Source organism: Streptococcus sp. 21.1, from assembly GCF_016648635.1.
Lineage (GTDB): Bacteria > Bacillota > Bacilli > Lactobacillales > Streptococcaceae > Streptococcus.
Genome location: NZ_JACLQL010000008.1, coordinates 65,378 through 83,208, shown reverse-complemented (window position 1 = coordinate 83,208; position 17,831 = coordinate 65,378). Strand labels below are relative to the sequence as shown.

At 38.5% G+C, this 17,831-nt stretch carries 13 protein-coding genes; 9 read left to right on the top strand and 4 right to left on the bottom strand.

Annotated elements, in window-relative coordinates:
- Positions 1 to 10: 10 nt before the first annotated feature.
- A complete protein-coding gene (locus H7U01_RS07115; protein WP_064524735.1) occupies positions 11 to 1,357 on the bottom strand; it encodes a D-alanyl-D-alanine carboxypeptidase in 1,347 nt (448 codons plus the stop codon).
- Between the two features lie 230 nt (positions 1,358 to 1,587).
- Complete coding sequence (locus H7U01_RS07110) at positions 1,588 to 2,784, bottom strand: cation diffusion facilitator family transporter (RefSeq protein ID WP_064524734.1); 1,197 nt, start codon at positions 2,782 to 2,784, stop codon at positions 1,588 to 1,590.
- 213 nt (positions 2,785 to 2,997) lie between these two features.
- On the opposite strand from H7U01_RS07110, the gene H7U01_RS07105 reads away from it, so the two are divergent.
- The 3 genes from H7U01_RS07105 to H7U01_RS07095 all read left to right on the top strand — a co-directional run bounded on the left by H7U01_RS07105 (position 2,998) and on the right by H7U01_RS07095 (position 6,996).
- Positions 2,998 to 3,651 (top strand): uracil-DNA glycosylase, encoded by a 654-nt coding sequence (locus H7U01_RS07105; protein WP_201041347.1) that lies wholly within the window; start codon positions 2,998 to 3,000, stop codon positions 3,649 to 3,651.
- Positions 3,652 to 3,670: 19 nt separating this feature from the next.
- Positions 3,671 to 4,939: a dihydroorotase gene (locus H7U01_RS07100; protein WP_064524730.1), complete on the top strand. Its 1,269-nt coding sequence runs from the start codon at positions 3,671 to 3,673 to the stop codon at positions 4,937 to 4,939.
- Positions 4,940 to 5,016: 77 nt separating this feature from the next.
- Positions 5,017 to 6,996: a DUF2207 domain-containing protein gene (locus H7U01_RS07095; protein ID WP_070840060.1), complete on the top strand. Its 1,980-nt coding sequence runs from the start codon at positions 5,017 to 5,019 to the stop codon at positions 6,994 to 6,996.
- Positions 6,997 to 7,168: 172 nt separating this feature from the next.
- Here the strand turns inward: H7U01_RS07095 and H7U01_RS07090 are convergent, their stop codons facing one another.
- Together H7U01_RS07090 and H7U01_RS07085 are read right to left on the bottom strand one after the other, a co-directional pair.
- Positions 7,169 to 8,458 (bottom strand): hypothetical protein, encoded by a 1,290-nt coding sequence (locus tag H7U01_RS07090; RefSeq protein WP_070840063.1) that lies wholly within the window; start codon positions 8,456 to 8,458, stop codon positions 7,169 to 7,171.
- Positions 8,448 to 9,296 (bottom strand): hypothetical protein, encoded by an 849-nt coding sequence (locus tag H7U01_RS07085; protein WP_225791435.1) that lies wholly within the window; start codon positions 9,294 to 9,296, stop codon positions 8,448 to 8,450. Before H7U01_RS07085 ends, H7U01_RS07090 begins: the two co-directional genes overlap by 11 nt.
- 602 nt (positions 9,297 to 9,898) lie before the next feature.
- Here H7U01_RS07085 and H7U01_RS07080 point away from each other — a divergent pair.
- The 6 genes from H7U01_RS07080 (at position 9,899) to H7U01_RS07055 (ending at position 17,568) form a co-directional block, all read left to right on the top strand.
- Positions 9,899 to 10,870 carry a thiamine pyrophosphate-dependent dehydrogenase E1 component subunit alpha gene (locus H7U01_RS07080; protein ID WP_070840068.1) on the top strand — a complete coding sequence of 324 codons (972 nt, stop codon included), beginning with the start codon at positions 9,899 to 9,901 and terminating at the stop codon, positions 10,868 to 10,870.
- 24 nt (positions 10,871 to 10,894) lie between these two features.
- The gene (locus tag H7U01_RS07075) at positions 10,895 to 11,893 is read left to right on the top strand and encodes an alpha-ketoacid dehydrogenase subunit beta (RefSeq protein ID WP_013990622.1); all 999 of its coding nucleotides are present in this window, start codon (positions 10,895 to 10,897) and stop codon (positions 11,891 to 11,893) included.
- 229 nt (positions 11,894 to 12,122) lie between these two features.
- A complete protein-coding gene (locus tag H7U01_RS07070) occupies positions 12,123 to 13,511 on the top strand; it encodes a dihydrolipoamide acetyltransferase (RefSeq protein WP_201041346.1) in 1,389 nt (462 codons plus the stop codon).
- Between the two features lie 171 nt (positions 13,512 to 13,682).
- A complete protein-coding gene (gene lpdA, locus H7U01_RS07065; protein ID WP_155222348.1) occupies positions 13,683 to 15,440 on the top strand; it encodes a dihydrolipoyl dehydrogenase in 1,758 nt (585 codons plus the stop codon).
- Between the two features lie 144 nt (positions 15,441 to 15,584).
- Positions 15,585 to 16,841 (top strand): GmrSD restriction endonuclease domain-containing protein, encoded by a 1,257-nt coding sequence (locus tag H7U01_RS07060; RefSeq protein ID WP_070840091.1) that lies wholly within the window; start codon positions 15,585 to 15,587, stop codon positions 16,839 to 16,841.
- Position 16,842: 1 nt separating this feature from the next.
- A complete protein-coding gene (locus H7U01_RS07055; protein WP_141760042.1) occupies positions 16,843 to 17,568 on the top strand; it encodes a hypothetical protein in 726 nt (241 codons plus the stop codon).
- The last annotated feature ends 263 nt before the right edge of the window (positions 17,569 to 17,831 follow it).

Below are 17,831 nucleotides of genomic sequence, written 5' to 3'. Positions count from 1 at the left end.
GCACGTTCTTTTAGTTATTCATTTGTCGAGCTTGACGGCGCTCTTTAACTTTTTGACGACGTCCTTTTTCATTAAGGTAAATGAAGTAGAGGAGTCCAACTGGGACAAGACATAGCAACCAGAAATAAACTGGGAGTTGGCTCTTATCTGTTGTTTTAGTAGCCTTTTTATCTTTCTGGTTACTTCCAAAATCGAACCATCCCTTAACTTTAGTTGCCTTAACAGAAGTAGCTTTGATATTAGGTGACACTGTCTTCAGACCATTATCAATGACAATGTGATCATCTTTAACAGAGATTTTAGGGTCTTTACCTTTTTTAACGGTGGCATAGACGTCTTTTTCGACATTGTATTTTTTACCGTCGATTTCTTGTTCACCCTTGCTAAGAACTTTCTTGTAAGAGAAGTCTTTGTACATCTTCTCAACGAGAGCATTACCAAAGGTATGACGAATCTCTTCACCTGTTTGGTCAGACCAATCACCAGAACCCATGATGACAGCAATCATACGTTGATCACCACGCTTGATGGTATCAATATAGTTGAAAGCACCTTCTGGACTAGAGCCTGTCTTCAACCCATCAACCCCATCAATTCCGTATTTAGCACCTGGAATAGAGTAGTTGTAGGTTTCAAAAGTTTCCTCGTAAGGTGTTCCCTTTTTAACTGTGACAACAGGTTTGCTAGTGTACTTGAGAATGTCAGGGTATTTCTTGATGAAGTTATAGGTCATGATAGCCAAATCACGCGCAGTTGTTTGGTTGGTTTGGTTGTTATCATAACGTTGAGGACTGTAGTAACCTTTGAAGGCAACAGCAACGGCACCAGAAGCGTTGAACCATTTGGTATTGGTCATCCCTAGCTCTTTAGATTTCTCATTCATCATGTCTAGCCATTTATCAGGATCATTATTGGTCAAGTAGTTGGCTAGCATCACGGTTGTAACGTTAGAGGAAGGCACCGCTGTCATAGTGATGAGTTCTGAAACGGTATAATCAACACCCGCAACAATCTTGTTGTTTGAAATTTCGTAAATATCGGCAATAGCTTGGTCGGTTGGAGTAGCTGTGATAACAGTATCTTCAGAAATCTCTCCTTTAGACATGGCTTCAAAGACCAAATAAAGTGTCATGGCCTTAGACATAGAAGCTGGGTCACGCACCTCATCAGCATTTTCTTCCCAGAGGACATCTCCGGTATTTCCATCGATTAAGAGGGTTGATTTGGGGCGATAGGCCTCAGTGGCTTCAGTATAACCAGCAGCGCGTGTGATATCCATCAATTCGTCTGCACTAGACAAACTCGGTGCTAGGGCTAGACAAGCTGCTAAAAGGACGGCAACAATTTTCTTTTTCACAATGTGTCTCCTTTAATATCTATGGGGTTCTGTAGCTGCCAGAACCTATTTTTATCTATTAATATCATTTGCCTGTCAAAACCCTAAATTCGGTAGTGACAAACACTTTCATTATAACATATAAAAGTTAGAGTTTTCCTAACATTTAGTATTTTAATGTATTTTTTAGAATCGATTGAATGTTACACAAAATCTATTTGAAAGCAGAAAAAAACGAGCTTGCTTGCTCGTTACTTTTCATCTTTTATCCTTGTGACTTGGTGGTAAATCATGAACCAGGTTTCATTTCGACGCCAGATACTAGTGTGGAAATTTCCTCCCAACTCATAACTAATTAATTTCGTTTTTTGACTAACAGATGTCATCTTGAAGCTGTCAAAATTATTGAGAAGTGGTTGGTGATTGGCAATGACTTCTTCACGATTGTGGTGGTGACCATTTTCATCGATTAAGTAGAAGTCTGGTGCTAAGAGATTTTCATAGTCAGGAATTTTTGACAGAATAATCTTTTCATTGCGAGAGAGTTTGTGAAGGACATTGCCATAAATTTCATCTTCGGGAATAGCAGCTGGTTCTACATGGACATCAGTGTCATAGACAGAGAAACGCTTGCTGAGAACCTCTTCAATTTGTTCAGTAATGGCATGACTCTCGTAAACAGAGAGGTCAGGATTCATTTCAACCACAATATCAAGATAGACGTTGCTACCATAAGAACGGCCACGCTGCTTCTTAACCTTAGTGACTTTTGGAATCTCAAGAATCGCTTTCTCATAGGCTTTGAGGTTTCTCTCATCGAAACCGTCTGACAAACTAAAGGTTGCTTCCATGAAGATATCATAGGCTGTCTTTAGAATGAAGGAGGTAATGATAATGGCTGTAATATAGTCAATAATCGTGAGGTTGAAGGATGCTGCAACAATGGCGATTGACGTTCCAATAGAAGTTACGGCATCGGAGAGATTATCCTTAGCAGCCGCAATCAAAGCGCTAGATTTCAGCTTTTTGGCAAGTCCTTTATTGTATAAGTAAACGCCACACATGACGATAGCAGAAAGAACTCCGACGGTTGCACCAAGGGGATTGACTACAGTTTCCTCTCTTAGAAAAATCTTTCGGACTGTTTGAATTAGGACTTGGAAGCCCACCACGAACATGATAAAGGAAGTGACTAGGCTTGATAAGTCTTCAATCTTCCAATGACCAAACCTATGATCTGCATCAGCAGGTTGACTAGCTAGGTGCAATCCAATGAGTAGGGCCACGTTCCCTAAAATATCTGACAAGTTATTGAAACCATCGGCAATCAAAGAGCTAGAATTTAAAAAGTGTCCAGCTAGAAGTTTTGCAATGGTAAGAAGAAGGTAGGCAGCGATGCTGACAATGGGACCTCGTCTGGCTGCTCTTAAATTTTCATACGTAGTCATAGGGTTACCTTTTCTGTTAAAATACAAGTTTAAATTATAGCATAAAACTATAACGAGTTAAAGGTTGTAAGCCCTTTAAACTTGTGGAGTAATGTATTTTTAAAACTTGATAGGAAATGCTTCGTAATCATGGTGTTTTTTCAGTATTTTCCGAATATTCCCTACAAATTATGGTATAATTTAGGGTGTAAAACAATCTAAAAAGAGGTTTTTATGGAACATTCGACATGGCACAAGCTTCTGAAAGAGGAACTGCCTGACCATTATTTTTCAAAGATAAATCAGTTTATGGACAAGGTTTATGAAGAGGGAACAATTTATCCCCCACGTGACAAGGTTTTTAATGCCTTGTTAGAGACTCCGTTTGAAGAAGTGCGGGTGGTGATCCTTGGTCAGGACCCTTATCATGGGCCTCATCAAGCACAGGGACTTTCCTTCTCGGTACCTGATAGCCTTCCAGCTCCCCCGTCTTTGAAAAATGTTCTCAAGGAATTAGAGGAAGATTTAGGTCCTAGATCCTTTCATGATTTAACGTCATGGGCCGAGCAGGGGGTGCTTTTGCTTAATGCCTGTCTAACAGTTCCAGCAGGTCAAGCAAATGGGCATGCTGGTCAGGTTTGGGAACCTTTTACAGATGCTGTGATTAAGGTCCTCAATCAAAAGGATACTCCTGTTGTCTTTATACTTTGGGGTGGCTATGCTCGTAAGAAGAAGTCACTAGTGACTAATCCTAAACATGCCATTATTGAGAGTGCCCATCCGAGTCCCTTGTCGGCCTATCGTGGTTTTTTTGGCAGCAAGCCATTTTCAAAAGCCAATGCCTACCTTGTATCTCAAGGCCAATCCCCAATTGATTGGTTGAAGTAAAATAGAAAGTTGGAAGATTATGTTACTGATTAAAAATGGTCGTGTTGTAGACCCTAAGTCTGGTTTGGATACGCAAGCTGATGTTCTTGTTGATGGTAAAAAAGTCGTTAAAATTGCTGAAAATATCGAAGCTGGAGATGCTCAAGTCATCGATGCGACTGGTCTTGTGGTTGCTCCTGGCTTGGTGGATATCCATGTTCACTTCCGTGAGCCAGGTCAAACTCATAAGGAAGACATTCATACTGGAGCCTTGGCAGCAGCTGCTGGTGGTTTTACAACAGTTGTAATGATGGCTAACACTAATCCAACGATTTCAGATAAGGAAACCTTGGAGGAGGTCTTGACTTCGGCATCTAAGGAAAATATCCATGTTAAGTCTGTTGCGACTATTACTAAGAATTTTGATGGTGAAAACCTCACTGATTTCAAGGGTTTGCTTGAAGCCGGTGCTGTCGGATTCTCAGATGATGGTATTCCATTGACCAATGCTGGTATTGTCAAAAAAGCCATGGAGCTAGCTAAGGAGAATAATACCTTCATCAGCCTTCACGAGGAGGATCCTGATCTAAATGGTATTCTCGGTTTCAATGAAAATATTGCTAAAAAAGAATTTCATATTTGTGGGGCAACTGGCGTAGCTGAGTACAGTATGATTGCGCGTGATGCCATGATTGCTTATGATACACAAGCCCATGTTCATATTCAACACTTGTCAAAAGCTGAATCTGTAAAAGTGGTTGAATTTGCTCAAAAACTTGGAGCACAAGTTACAGCCGAAGTGGCACCACAACATTTCTCTAAGACAGAAGACCTCTTGCTCTCAAAAGGTGCTAATGCCAAGATGAACCCACCACTTCGTTTGGAATCTGACCGTCGGGCCGTCATCGAAGGGTTGAAATCTGGAGTCATCTCAGTTATTGCCACAGACCATGCGCCACACCATGCCGATGAAAAGAATGTCGATGATGTGACTAAAGCACCATCAGGAATGACTGGTCTTGAAACATCTCTATCTCTTGGATTGACCTACTTGGTTGAAGCAGGACACTTAAGCTTGACTGAACTTTTGAAAGTGATGACTAGCAACCCATCTGATCTTTATGGTTTCGATGCCGGTTATTTGGTTGAAAATGGACCAGCAGACCTTGTTATCTTTGCAGATAAGGAAAAACGTCAAGTTACAGCAGACTTTAAGTCTAAAGCAGCCAATTCACCATTTGTAGGCGAAGAGCTTACTGGAAGTGTTAAATACACTATCTGTGATGGTGAAATTGTCTATCAAGCCTAGTCATAAGAGAAGAGAGGTAAAACGCTTATGTTTCAATCTCGATATTTAAAGATTGACTGATATGTAAGGAGTGACTGATGAAAAAAGGACTGCTTTGGTTAGGACTAGTCTTAGCTATGATACTAACGATTGGAGCTTGTGACATCGCTAAAGCCAGTGATAGCGATAATGAGGTGTCGTATAGCATTCCAAGTTATAAGGGACACTTGGCTATTCACGAGGATGGCGGAGCGACCTTTACCCAAGAAGTGACTTATGATTTTTCAAGTTCTTATAATGGTCAGTACGTGACATTAGGCAGTGTAAAACCACTTCCAAAAGGTTTTAATATTGAAGAAAATCCAACTGTCACAGTCTCTGATAAAGCTGAAAAAATAACCACAGAAAATGGTGTGGAAACTGTCTTTACGAAAAGACAGATACGTGTGGAATCAGAAAAACTCAAAGACGGTATCAAACTAAAGGTCTATAATCCTGGGGCTTATGATAAAGTGGTTCTTAAGGTGACTTGGCAAATCAAACACATGTTAGACCTCTATTCTGATGTGGCTGTCCTCAATTGGTTTCCGATTTCCGATTGGGATAAGTCAATTGGTCATGTTGATTTTACTGTTGATGGTTTAGATTCCAATAAGGGTGAGCTTTATGCTCATGCAGGATTCTTTCAAAAAAATCCTCAGGTTCAAAGGACGGATGAAGGCTATAATATTCAGTTTGATAATTTTCCTGCAAAGGGAAAACTTGAACTTCATGCTTATTGGCCTATGACAGCAAGTCTAAAATCTAAAAATTCCACTAATATCATCGATAGTTCAGCTAAAGATAAATTCCTAAAACAGGAAAATGATATTGTGAGAAATAGAAAGATTTATCACATAATTTTCTATGGTCTTTTTCCAGGACTTCTCCTCGTCTTGTTTGTTATAGCAATCGTTTTATATAGTTCAGTCTTGAGAAGCACGAGACCACCACGTTTCCCAAAGGATAGTAGACTTTATGACATTCCTCAAAATCTAGCTCCTCTTGTTCTTGCTCAGAACGTCTACAACCAACGATTTGACATTAGTGGTCTGAATAGTGTGACTTACCCAATATCCTTTAACCATATGGTTCAAGCGACGATACTGGATCTTATAGATAGAGGAAACTTATCCTTTAGTCAATCAACGGAAGAGCCAATTCTTGAATTTGTTAAAAGGGATGGTTTAGCTGATTTTGAATTAGCTTTTATTGAGATGCTTTTTGATGGTCAAACTCAAGTCAAAGAGAAAGATATGTTCTCACGATACTATATTAACGAAGATGAAATTGAGAGTCAGTATAAAAAAGCTAAAAATAGTACGGAAAGAGATAAGCTTCGCTCTATAGGTAGAAATATTAGAAGTCTGTTTTTGGATGATGCTACAAGGGTTACCCAAGGTGTCGAAAGGCAAGAAAAGCAACTCGGACTACCAAGCCTATATAGGCAACTTACTTCTTCAGAAACTCATTTATCTTCAGTGGCGAACAACATATTTGTATTCCTCTACATACTTATTGCGATTGGTTTCTTCCTTCTCTCAATTGGTTTCTCCTCTAATTTATCCTTGTTATATTTACTCTTTTTCTTCCCAGTTATTACCATGCATCTTATTTATCGTTTTCAAATCAATGGGCGGGCAAACGGATGCCTTGTTCCAGAAAACTCAGATATTTATTATCAATGGCATAGTTTTAACAACATGATTAAGAGTATTGGGCAGTTTAATCAAGCGGAATTACAATCCATTGTTTTATGGAATCGTATTCTAGTTTATGCGACACTTTATGGAGAGGCCAAGAAAGTCAGTGATGTTCTGAAACGTTACAACATTCACCTTAGCAATCCATCTTTAGACGCTTTTACTTATTCACCTGTATCTTTTGCAATGCTATACAATTCAACTGTATTGCAAAACTATGTTTCTGCTTCAGATACCGTAAGTAACTTCTCTATTAACTCAAGTAGTGGTAGTGGAGGCTTTAGTGGCGGTGGCTTCTCTGGGGGCGGAGGAGGCGGTGGCGGCGGTGCCTTCTAAACCCCACCTATCCATCGTAGAATATTAGCAGAAAACGTCACTCAGGTTTGTAAACTGGGTGTCCTTGTTTAGCACGAGGATTATCTGGTTTACCTCCTCTCATTTCAAGATATTTTAGTAAGAAGATATATGAGGTTGCAAAAAAAGAGCCATTGGCTCTTTTTCTTATCGTTTAATAACCAGGTTCAAAGATTTCAATAATTTGAGTCAGATAACCTGCATGTAAGCCGATACGATAGTCAACATTTGGCAAACTCTTTACTATATCATTCAGTTCTTTATCTTTGCTAACCTTATCAGCCAAAACTGGTAATTCAACAACAAGGAGTTGTGAGTGATCTAGTTGAAGGTAACTACTATTGACCTTGACATCAGGACGAAGTAGTTTAAATATCGCTCTATCCGAAGCTTGGAGCAGTTGATATAAATCGAGGTCAGATAAAGGAATCTCACCAAACTGAGGACTAATATTAATGGAAATATCGACATGTGACGCTCTCATTTCCAAAATACGATTTGAAAGAAAACTAGCTATTATTGGATTGCTAAGCCTATCCAAGTTTTCTTGAGTCTCTGGATTACCAATGCTAGTATTGTCTGTTTTATAAATCTCAAGTAGACTAGTAGCTTTGGCAGTATCTTCATTTTCCAAGGCAAGAGAAACCTCCTTGAGATTTTTCTTGAATAAGTCGAAGGACGTTTGCTTTTGCATAATAATCTGGATAAAGGCTTTGCTATAGTTAGTCATAGTACCCAACAATTTATGACGTTCTTTGTTCAGTCTATCGATAGATTGTTGGTGGACAGCCTGGTTCCAATTGTAAAAATCCCATAGTAGTAGGGCAATATAGAGAACTAAGATAACAGAACTATTAGGACTGACCTTGAAAACTATTTCAAATAAATTTTTAGGGTCATTTGCTGTTGGAAGAATACTGTTAAGACCATGGATAACAGTAAAGAAGACATAATAGACAGCTAGGAAGGCAGTGCTTCGCAACCAGTTACGTCTAGCCCAAGCTTCGTCAAGACTACTCATCTGATTTAGGTCTACAGCGAAGATTTTAAGCATTAGGTAAATGATTAATGGTGCTAAGATGTAGGTCAAGATATGTAAGTTAGTGTTGAGGGTAATATCACCTTTGATATGTAAGACGTGAGGGATAATGACAATTGAAAGTAGTCGTGTTGCCATATCAAAAAGGATAGTTGGATAAAAAGCGTAAAGCAATCGATGATAGAAAGAACGCTCTTTGACAAGGGCCAAATCAGCAACAAGGAAGAAAAGTGGGTCCACAACGATTTTTACGAGACTAAAGTAGGACGCTGCAACTACATAGGATAAAAATAGAAGTAAAAGGTGTCCTCGTAGTGGCTTTACCTTAGACATAGTCTGGTAGAGGTACCAAATAGAAATGAAACTAACGGCCTGTAAGAGAGGATTGATAATATTAGTAATCATTGTAACCTCCTTTAGTCATGTCAATTTCAATTTGTAAGCGATAAATCCCAGTACGTGTATTTGAAACAATGTTAACGTTTGGATAAGTAGATAGAATAGTATTGACGCGTTTTAGTTCAGGATCAGAGAAATCAGATGTAATAGCTGAATCTTCTTTAGTGCTTGAACTTTCAACGACAAAGTGTTGACTATCCTCATCCTTAAAATAAGCATAGCTAAGGTATTTCTGTTCACTATCTTGTGCTTGGTCAATGACATGATCCAAGATAGTTGATAGGACATATACCCAGTCTAAAGGATAAATAGGATAGACGGTAATAGATTCTGGGACCTCCATACTAACCCAAACATCCAGTTCTTTTGCCTTTAGGAATTTAGCTTCAAAGAGTACCTGTAAATCTGGCAGTTTAATATTTCCTAGTTTGTCTCGATAAAAATGATCAATCTTCTTATCTAGCGGATTCGGTGTCAGCAAGTAGTCAATTAACTCCTGAGCTTCCTCATTTTGTTGAAAACGAATGATATCGTAGAGATTTTCAGCTTCGTCTTTGATGAAGAGCTCTTGTCTAGTCTTTTTCTGGTACCAGGTATTGATGTTCTGACTTGATTTTTGAAGAAGGTGAGAATGTTCCTCTTGGGCTGCTTGTGTTTGAGCATTGAGGTCTTTTCTATAGAGATTAACCTGCTTAGATAGAATCAGAGCCGTAATGATAAGAAAGGCAATGGTAAAGTGAATGTCTGTTGAAACGAGTTCAGAAGCAAAGTAAATAAAGGCTAAGCTACAAAGAGCGACAGACGTTGACATGTACCATGGTCTTGCTTTATCAATTTGCATCATTCGAGAGTAGTCCACCTGAAGAAGAGCACTTTGTGCAAACCAAAGTAAAAAAGCAAGAAAGAGAATAAAGGGACCAGCAAAATAGTAATCCAAGACTGCAGGGAAAAAAATTGGAATAATCAGGAAAATGACCAATCTTACCATTAAGGCAAAGGTGAAAGGTATGAAGAGAGTCTCCAAAATGGTATGTCTTAGATTTTTGTAGGATTTGGCAGCTAGAAAGAGTACAACTGCAATAAAACCGGATTTTGGATACAAAATGCCAAAATAACTAGAGGCAAAAATTGCTATACCAGCTAAAATAATAATCCAGTACCTAAGCGGCCTTTGCGTGGTCACCTTGAAGATAATAATTTGTAAAATAAAAGCTATACATGCCGTAAGCCCGTGAATTATGACATCATTCAATATCAAATATTCTCCTATTCGGGTAAAATCTATATAATCATATCATTATACCATATCGCAAACAAAAAGAGCATACGAATTGTCTATAAGTGATAAGGATGTAAGGCTTTTCATTTTTCAAGCATATTTCTTGCTCATTAAGTTTTTTTAACCTATCCTAGATGTATAGAAAAATTTCGATAGAGGAGATCGATATGGTAAAACTTTCTAAAGAGACACATCTTGAGATGTTCACTAAAATGGAACGTATTCGTGAATTTGATTCACGTATTAATAAATTGGTTCGTCGTGGTTTTGTTCAAGGAATGACTCACTTTTCAGTTGGTGAGGAAGCAGCCAACGTTGGGGCTGTTCAACACTTGAGCTATGACGATATCTTCTTTTCAAATCACCGTGGTCACGGACAATCTATTGCCCAAGACATGGATTTGAATAAAATGATGGCGGAGCTTGCAGGTAAGGCGACAGGTGTTTCTAAGGGCCGTGGTGGTTCTATGCATTTGGCTGACTTTGAAAAAGGTAACTACGGAACTAACGGTATTGTTGGTGGTGGTTATGCTCTTGCCGTAGGTGCAGCTCTCACTCAGCAATACAAAGTAACAGGAAACATTGTTGTGGCCTTTTCAGGAGATGGTGCAACTAATGAAGGCTCATTCCATGAGTCAGTCAATATGGCAGCTACTTGGAAATTGCCGGTTATCTTCTTTATCATCAATAACCGTTATGGTATCTCAATGGATATCCATAAAGCAACAAACACACCTCACCTTTATACACGTGCGGAAGCTTATGGTATTCCTGGTTTCTACTGTGAAGATGGTAACGATGTTTTGGCTGTATACGAAACAATGGGCAAGGCTGTCGAGCATGTCCGTGGTGGCAACGGTCCCGCTATCGTTGAGGTAGAATCTTATCGTTGGTTTGGTCACTCAACTGCTGATGCAGGTGTTTACCGTACTAAGGAAGAAGTTGACGAGTGGAAGAACAATAACGACCCAATTATTAAATACCGTGACTATCTCGTTTCTGAAAATATCGCAAGCGCTGAAGAGTTAGATGCTATCCAAAGCCAAGTCAAGGCAGAGGTTGATGCAGCTTATGAGTTCGCCCAAAATAGCCCAGATCCAGAACTTTCAGTTGCCTTTGAAGATGTATGGGTAGACTAAAGAGAAAGGTTGAGAAATACAAGTATGAGTGAAACAAAATTGATGGCCTTGCGTGAGGCAGTAAACCTTGCTATGAGCGAGGAGATGCGTAAAGACGAAAACATCTTCCTTATGGGTGAAGATGTTGGTATCTATGGTGGTGACTTCGGTACATCAGTTGGGATGTTGGCAGAATTTGGTGAAAAACGTGTTAAAGATACACCAATTTCAGAGGCAGCTATCGCTGGTGCAGCTGTTGGATCTGCCATCACAGGTCTTCGTCCAATCGTTGACTTGACTTTCATGGACTTCATCACGATTGCCCTTGATGCTATCGTTAATAATGGTGCAAAAAACAACTACATGTTTGGTGGTGGTTTAAAGACTCCTGTAACCTTCCGTGTAGCTTCTGGTTCAGGGATTGGTTCTGCGGCACAGCACTCACAATCTCTTGAGTCATGGTTGACTCACATTCCAGGGATTAAAGTCGTTGCTCCAGGTAATGCTAACGACGCTAAAGGTCTTTTGAAATCTGCTATTCAGGACAATAACATTGTTATCTTCATGGAACCAAAAGCACTTTACGGTAAGAAAGAGGAAGTTACTCAAGATCCTGATTTCTACATTCCACTTGGAAAAGGTGAAATCAAGCGTGAAGGGACTGACCTTACTATTGTCACATATGGTCGTATGTTGGAACGTGTTCTTAAGGCTGCTGAAGAAGTGGCTGAACAAGGTATTAACGTTGAGGTCGTTGACCCACGTACGCTTATCCCACTTGATAAGGAATTGATTTTCGAGTCAGTTAAGAAGACTGGTAAACTGATGTTGGTCAATGATGCATATAAGACTGGTGGATTCATCGGTGAGATTGCTGCTATGGTTACTGAAAGTGAAGCATTTGATTACCTTGACCACCCAATTGTACGTTTGGCAAGTGAAGATGTGCCTGTACCTTATGCGCGTGTCTTGGAACAAGCGGTTCTTCCAGATGTTGAAAAGATTAAGGCTGCTATTATCAAGATGGCCAATAAAGGAAACTAACTTTCTAGCGACGGTTAAGTGATATTTCTCGCTAGTAAAATGTGTTTCTTGTTTTAACTGTGGGAGTATCGGAAATTATAATTTAAAGTAGAAAGGAGAGGGCGAACCAGAGGGTGTAACTGAACCCGAGCGGAAAGCTTGGAAAATAGACCGTCCGTCTACGTCAGCAGGCTGACGTGTCGGACGCCTAATTTTCAGTCGCTTTCTGGTCGCTCTTGGTATCTTATAAATGGCTTTTGAGATTATTATGCCTAAGCTTGGTGTGGACATGCAGGAAGGCGAAATCATCGAGTGGAAGAAACAAGAGGGTGATGTGGTTAATGAGGGAGATATCCTTCTTGAAATCATGTCAGATAAGACGAACATGGAACTTGAAGCAGAGGATTCAGGTGTTCTTTTGAAGATTACCCGTCAGGCTGGTGAAACAGTGCCAGTTACTGAGGTTATTGGTTATATTGGAGCAGAAGGTGAAGTTTTGGCTGATAACGCAGCTAGCGCACCAGCTGCTGAACCTGCGCCAAAAGTTGAAGAAGTTGCTACTGTAGCAGAGCCTGTAGTGGTAGCACAAACCCAGGCCCCTATCGTTCACGAAGGCGGCAAAGTACGTGCAACACCTAAGGCTCGTAAGGTGGCGCGTGAGTTGGGTATTGACCTCACTCAAGTACCAGGAACTGGAGCAAAAGGTCGTGTTCATGCTGATGACGTTGAAAACTTTAAGGGTGCTCAACCTAAGGCGACTCCATTGGCACGTAAGATTGCAGCGGACCTTGGTATTGACTTAGCTAGCGTATCTGGAACAGGCTTTGGTGGCAAGATTACTAAGGAAGATATCCTTGCAATCAGTGCTCCAGCGCAAGTTAAAGAAGCGGCGGCTGCACCTGTAGTTGAAGCTAAACCTGAAAAAGTCTTGCCAGAAGGCGTGGAAGTTATCCCAATGTCTGCTATGCGTAAGGCGATTTCTAAGGGGATGACGCACTCATACTTGACTGCGCCAACCTTCACCCTTAACTATGATGTTGACATGACTAACCTTATGGCTCTTCGTAAGCAAGTCCTTGATCCAATCATGAATAAGACTGGTATGAAGGTAACCTTCACGGATTTGATTGGTTTGGCAGTTGTGCGTACTCTTATGAAAGAGGAACACCGTTACCTCAATGCGTCATTGATTGATGATGCACAAAATATCGAATTACATAAATTTGTTAATCTCGGTATTGCCGTTGGTCTCGATGACGGCTTGATTGTACCTGTCGTTCACGGTGCAGATAAGATGAGTTTGTCTGAGTTCGTTGTGGCTTCTAAGGATGTCATCAAGAAGGCTCAAGCTGGTAAATTGAAGGCTGCAGAAATGTCAGGTTCAACTTTCTCTATTACTAACTTGGGAATGTTTGGAACTAAGTCATTTAACCCAATCATCAACCAACCAAACTCAGCTATCCTTGGTGTTTCAGCAACTATTCAAACTCCAGTTGTTGTTGATGGAGAAGTTGTCGTACGACCAATCATGGGTCTATGCTTGACAATTGACCACCGTATCGTAGATGGTATGAATGGTGCCAAATTCATGGTTGATTTGAAACATTTGATTGAAAATCCTATGGAATTGTTGATTTAAGAAAAAAATATCTGAAAACTGAAGTTTTAATAGAAAGGAGAGGGCGAACCAGAGGGTATAACTGAACCCGAGCGGAAAGCTTGGAAAATAGACCGTCTGTCTACGTCAGCAGGCTGACATGTCAGACGCCTAATTTTCAGTCGCTTTCTGGTCGCTCTTGGTATCTTATAAATGGCTTTTGAGATTATTATGCCTAAGCTTGGTGTGGACATGCAGGAAGGCGAAATCATCGAGTGGAAAAAACAAGAGGGTGATGTGGTTAATGAGGGAGATATTCTTCTTGAAATCATGTCAGATAAAACGAACATGGAACTTGAAGCAGAGGATTCTGGTGTTCTTTTGAAAATTACTCGTCAGGCTGGTGAAACAGTGCCAGTTACTGAGGTTATTGGTTATATTGGAGCAGAAGGTGAAGTTGTGGCTGATAACGCAGCTAGCGTACCTGTTGCAGAAGCAACTGCTCAGTTGGAATCAGCTGGTCTTGAAGTTCCTAAAGCTCCTGCCCAAGCTGCTCCAGCAGCTGCTGCAGAAAAAGCACCGCTTGCTGACAATGAGTACGATATTATCGTTGTTGGTGGTGGTCCTGCTGGTTACTATTCTGCCATTCGTGGTGCACAACTTGGTGGTAAGGTTGCCATCGTTGAAAAATCTGAATTTGGTGGAACATGTTTGAATAAAGGATGTATCCCAACTAAGACCTATCTTAAAAATGCAGAAATCCTTGATGGACTTAAGATTGCTGCAGGTCGTGGTATTAACCTAGCGTCAACAAACTACACTATCGATATGGATAAGACAGTTGACTTTAAGAACTCTGTTGTTAAGACTCTTACTGGTGGTGTTCAAGGTCTTTTGAAGGCTAACAAGGTCACTATTTTTAACGGTCTTGGTCAAGTTAATCCAGATAAGACAGTTACTATTGGTTCAGAAACAATCAAGGGACGTAATATCATCCTTGCGACTGGATCAAAAGTATCTCGTATCAATATTCCTGGTATTGAGTCACAACTTGTGATGACATCAGATGATATCCTTGATTTGCGTGAAATGCCTAAATCACTTGCTGTTATGGGTGGTGGTGTCGTTGGTATCGAGCTTGGTCTTGTTTATGCCTCATATGGTGTAGAAGTGACTGTTGTTGAGATGGCTGACCGCATTATTCCTGCTATGGATAAAGAAGTATCTCTTGAACTTCAAAAAATCCTTGCTAAGAAGGGTATGAAGATCATGACATCTGTTGGGGTTTCTGAGATTGTAGAAGCTAACAACCAATTGACCCTTAAACTTAATAATGGTGAAGAAATTGTTGCGGATCGTGCCCTTCTTTCAATCGGTCGTGTCCCTCAATTGGATGGTCTTGAAAATCTTAACCTTGAACTTGACCGTGGTCGTATCAAAGTTAATGCTTATCAAGAAACATCAATCCCAGGAATCTACGCACCGGGTGATGTTAACGGAACTAAGATGCTTGCTCACGCTGCTTACCGTATGGGTGAAGTTGCAGCTGAAAATGCTATGCGTGGCAATGTCCGTAAGGCTCACCTTGACTACACACCAGCAGCTGTCTACACTCACCCAGAAGTAGCAATGTGTGGTCTTACTGAAGAAGATGCACGCGCTAAATACGGTGATGTTCTCATTGGTAAATCAAGCTTTGCTGGTAACGGACGTGCCATCGCTTCAAATGAAGCTCAAGGTTTTGTTAAAGTCGTTGCAGATGCGAAGTACCATGAAATCCTTGGTGTTCATATTATCGGTCCAGCCGCAGCTGAATTGATTAACGAAGCATCAACAATTATGGAAAATGAATTGACTGTAGATGAACTCTTGCAATCTATCCACGGTCACCCAACCTTCTCTGAAAACATGTATGAAGCCTTTGCTGACGTACTTGGAGAAGCTATCCATAACCCACCAAAACGTAAATAAAGCTGATAAAATTCTCGGACGGAAGTTCGGGGATTTTTCTTTTGTTTTTAAATCTACTATAAATAATAATCGTTCCATCTTAAATAAATGATTGACAATATATTTTTAATAAGATAGAGTAAACACATAAATGGAGGTAATACAATGGAAAATAAAGTATATTATGGTGAGTACTCATTAGACTATTGGATTGAATTGATACTAAGTAAGAATATCATTTTACCAGATTATCAAAGGAATTTTGTTTGGGATGAAGAAAAGCGTGAAAAATTGATTGAATCTTTATCTGAAAAAAAGTTTGTTCCACCTGTTATCATAGGCTCTTTCAAGCAAGACGGTGAGAGTTTAAATCTACTTATTGATGGACAGCAGAGATTAACAAGTATCTTATTATCGGTAATTGGATATTTTCCAGACCGAAAAACATTTGAGAAGTTTTCAAAAAGAAAAGTTGCTAAAGTTTTAGATGAGAATGATGACTATTTTGATGAAAAAACTGATGTAATTAACTGGACATTTAATGATTTACTTAAAGATGGACCTAAGTCTCTCGAAGAATTAAAAGAAGAACTAAATAAAAATAAGTTTTTTAAAAAAATTGAATTTCGAGATAACATACCTGATAAGGAATTCTTAAAAAATACATTTTTAGGTTTCTCTTTTCTTATTCCAGACTCTTCTAAACCTTCCTACCAGCAACAATATTATACTTCTGTATTTAGGAATATTAATGTTCAAGGACAAAGTTTAACTCCGCAAGAGAGTAGGGAGGCTTTATATTATCTTGATCAGTCAAAGGTAAGTTTTTTTAAACCTTATTTTTTAGAAAAGTACACTCTGAAAACAATAGATTTTGTAAGATATATGGCAGTACTATCTGAATATCATCAGAATCCAAACATTGAAATGTTATGCGTTGGTTTTGGTGGCAGTAAAGATAAATTAGAATCCTATTATATGGAGTATATCAATTTTATTATAGCTGATACTAAAAAAGATGAACAAAAATTTGTTAGTTTAGAGTATCTTTTAAAAGGGGATAACTATAATCAGTTTTTCGAAGAATTAGATTATTATATAAAGGAATTTGGTTTGTATAATGAAAATTTTGATTCCATCATTGATCAGGATTTATACTACTTCGGTTTGATTTACTTTGTATTATTTATGCAGAAAAAGTTGAAAACTGAGAATTTAGAGCTGCTTTTTGAAAAATTGAAGAATAAGATAGAAGAATTTAAGGATCCTTTTACGTATAAGCCAGTAGAATTTGATAGTGGGGAAGAGGGATTTGTGGAAATTACAAATTATCATCCAAGGAATCCTTCTGCTTTAAAATACTTGACTAAACGTGTTAAATCTTCAATTGAAATTTATAAAGAAATTATGGTGGATATATAAGATGAGCAAGCACTATGAATTTATTAATGAACCTATAGAAGATATTTTAAAAGAATTGGTAAATGTAACCTCTAATCTTGATAAATCAATAAATACTTATCCTTTGAATGATTATTTATTGAAATCAACATTTTTAAAGATGACTGGTTTTCAAGAGCAAAAATTTAAATGTATTGCTTGGGAGTTAGCTACGGAAGATTTTGAATTCAGACGAAGATTTTTAAGTAGTATGTCAAATGAGTATTTTTCTACTTATGATTCTAAGAATGACTTATATAAGGCGTTAAAAAATAAGTTAAGCATTAATTCCTTAAGTGAAAAAGATAAAAAATCGATAGTTGATAATTCAAAAAATACAATAGTTGATTTATTCAAGGATACGTGCATAGAAAAATGGAACCAAAGAGATTTTATTGAATTTAAAGAAAATATAAAGAAAAAAGCTGGTGTTAGTCAAATAGATGATAATAATGGAAATCTTTTTGAAAGTACCGCTAAAAATCTGTATGAAAATCTTTATAAGAATAGAAATAGAATGGCACATAATACAATATCATATCAATATAATATTCCAACATTACTCGATTTGGAAAAAAATGAATTCGGATCAAATAACTACATTGTTTGGTTTTATGTTTTGATTTTGATTGATAAAATAATGATTAGCTTATTTAAAAAGTTTTATGAAGAAAGAATGGATTTATTGTGGTCTGTTGAAAATATTTGATATAGCTTAAGAATTTATTATTATCCATAACCCACCAAAACGTAAATAAAGTTGATAAAATTCTCGGACGGAAGTTCGGGGATTTTTTCTTTTGTCACACATTTTCATCTTTATCTATATCTTGTAAATATCTTTGCATTTTTAGTGTTAAATACGAATAGGTAGTTAAAGGGTTTTCATATTGAACGAATAGTAAGTTTATAAGTTTTTAGAGTTTTATAATCTTTCTATTTTGTTTAGAAAACTTTAAGTAATGACCTTTC

What these genes read in the sequence shown, in the direction of transcription:
- H7U01_RS07110 (WP_064524734.1), bottom strand. Translation starts at nt 2,784, where the DNA reads ATGACTACGTATGAAAATTTAAGAGCAGCCAGACGAGGTCCCATTGTC.
- H7U01_RS07105 (WP_201041347.1), top strand. Translation starts at nt 2,998, where the DNA reads ATGGAACATTCGACATGGCACAAGCTTCTGAAAGAGGAACTGCCTGAC.
- H7U01_RS07100 (WP_064524730.1), top strand. Translation starts at nt 3,671, where the DNA reads ATGTTACTGATTAAAAATGGTCGTGTTGTAGACCCTAAGTCTGGTTTG.
- H7U01_RS07095 (WP_070840060.1), top strand. Translation starts at nt 5,017, where the DNA reads ATGAAAAAAGGACTGCTTTGGTTAGGACTAGTCTTAGCTATGATACTA.
- H7U01_RS07090 (WP_070840063.1), bottom strand. Translation starts at nt 8,458, where the DNA reads ATGATTACTAATATTATCAATCCTCTCTTACAGGCCGTTAGTTTCATT.
- H7U01_RS07085 (WP_225791435.1), bottom strand. Translation starts at nt 9,296, where the DNA reads ATGATGCAAATTGATAAAGCAAGACCATGGTACATGTCAACGTCTGTC.
- H7U01_RS07080 (WP_070840068.1), top strand. Translation starts at nt 9,899, where the DNA reads ATGGTAAAACTTTCTAAAGAGACACATCTTGAGATGTTCACTAAAATG.
- H7U01_RS07075 (WP_013990622.1), top strand. Translation starts at nt 10,895, where the DNA reads ATGAGTGAAACAAAATTGATGGCCTTGCGTGAGGCAGTAAACCTTGCT.
- H7U01_RS07070 (WP_201041346.1), top strand. Translation starts at nt 12,123, where the DNA reads ATGGCTTTTGAGATTATTATGCCTAAGCTTGGTGTGGACATGCAGGAA.
- lpdA (WP_155222348.1), top strand. Translation starts at nt 13,683, where the DNA reads ATGGCTTTTGAGATTATTATGCCTAAGCTTGGTGTGGACATGCAGGAA.
- H7U01_RS07060 (WP_070840091.1), top strand. Translation starts at nt 15,585, where the DNA reads ATGGAAAATAAAGTATATTATGGTGAGTACTCATTAGACTATTGGATT.
- H7U01_RS07055 (WP_141760042.1), top strand. Translation starts at nt 16,843, where the DNA reads ATGAGCAAGCACTATGAATTTATTAATGAACCTATAGAAGATATTTTA.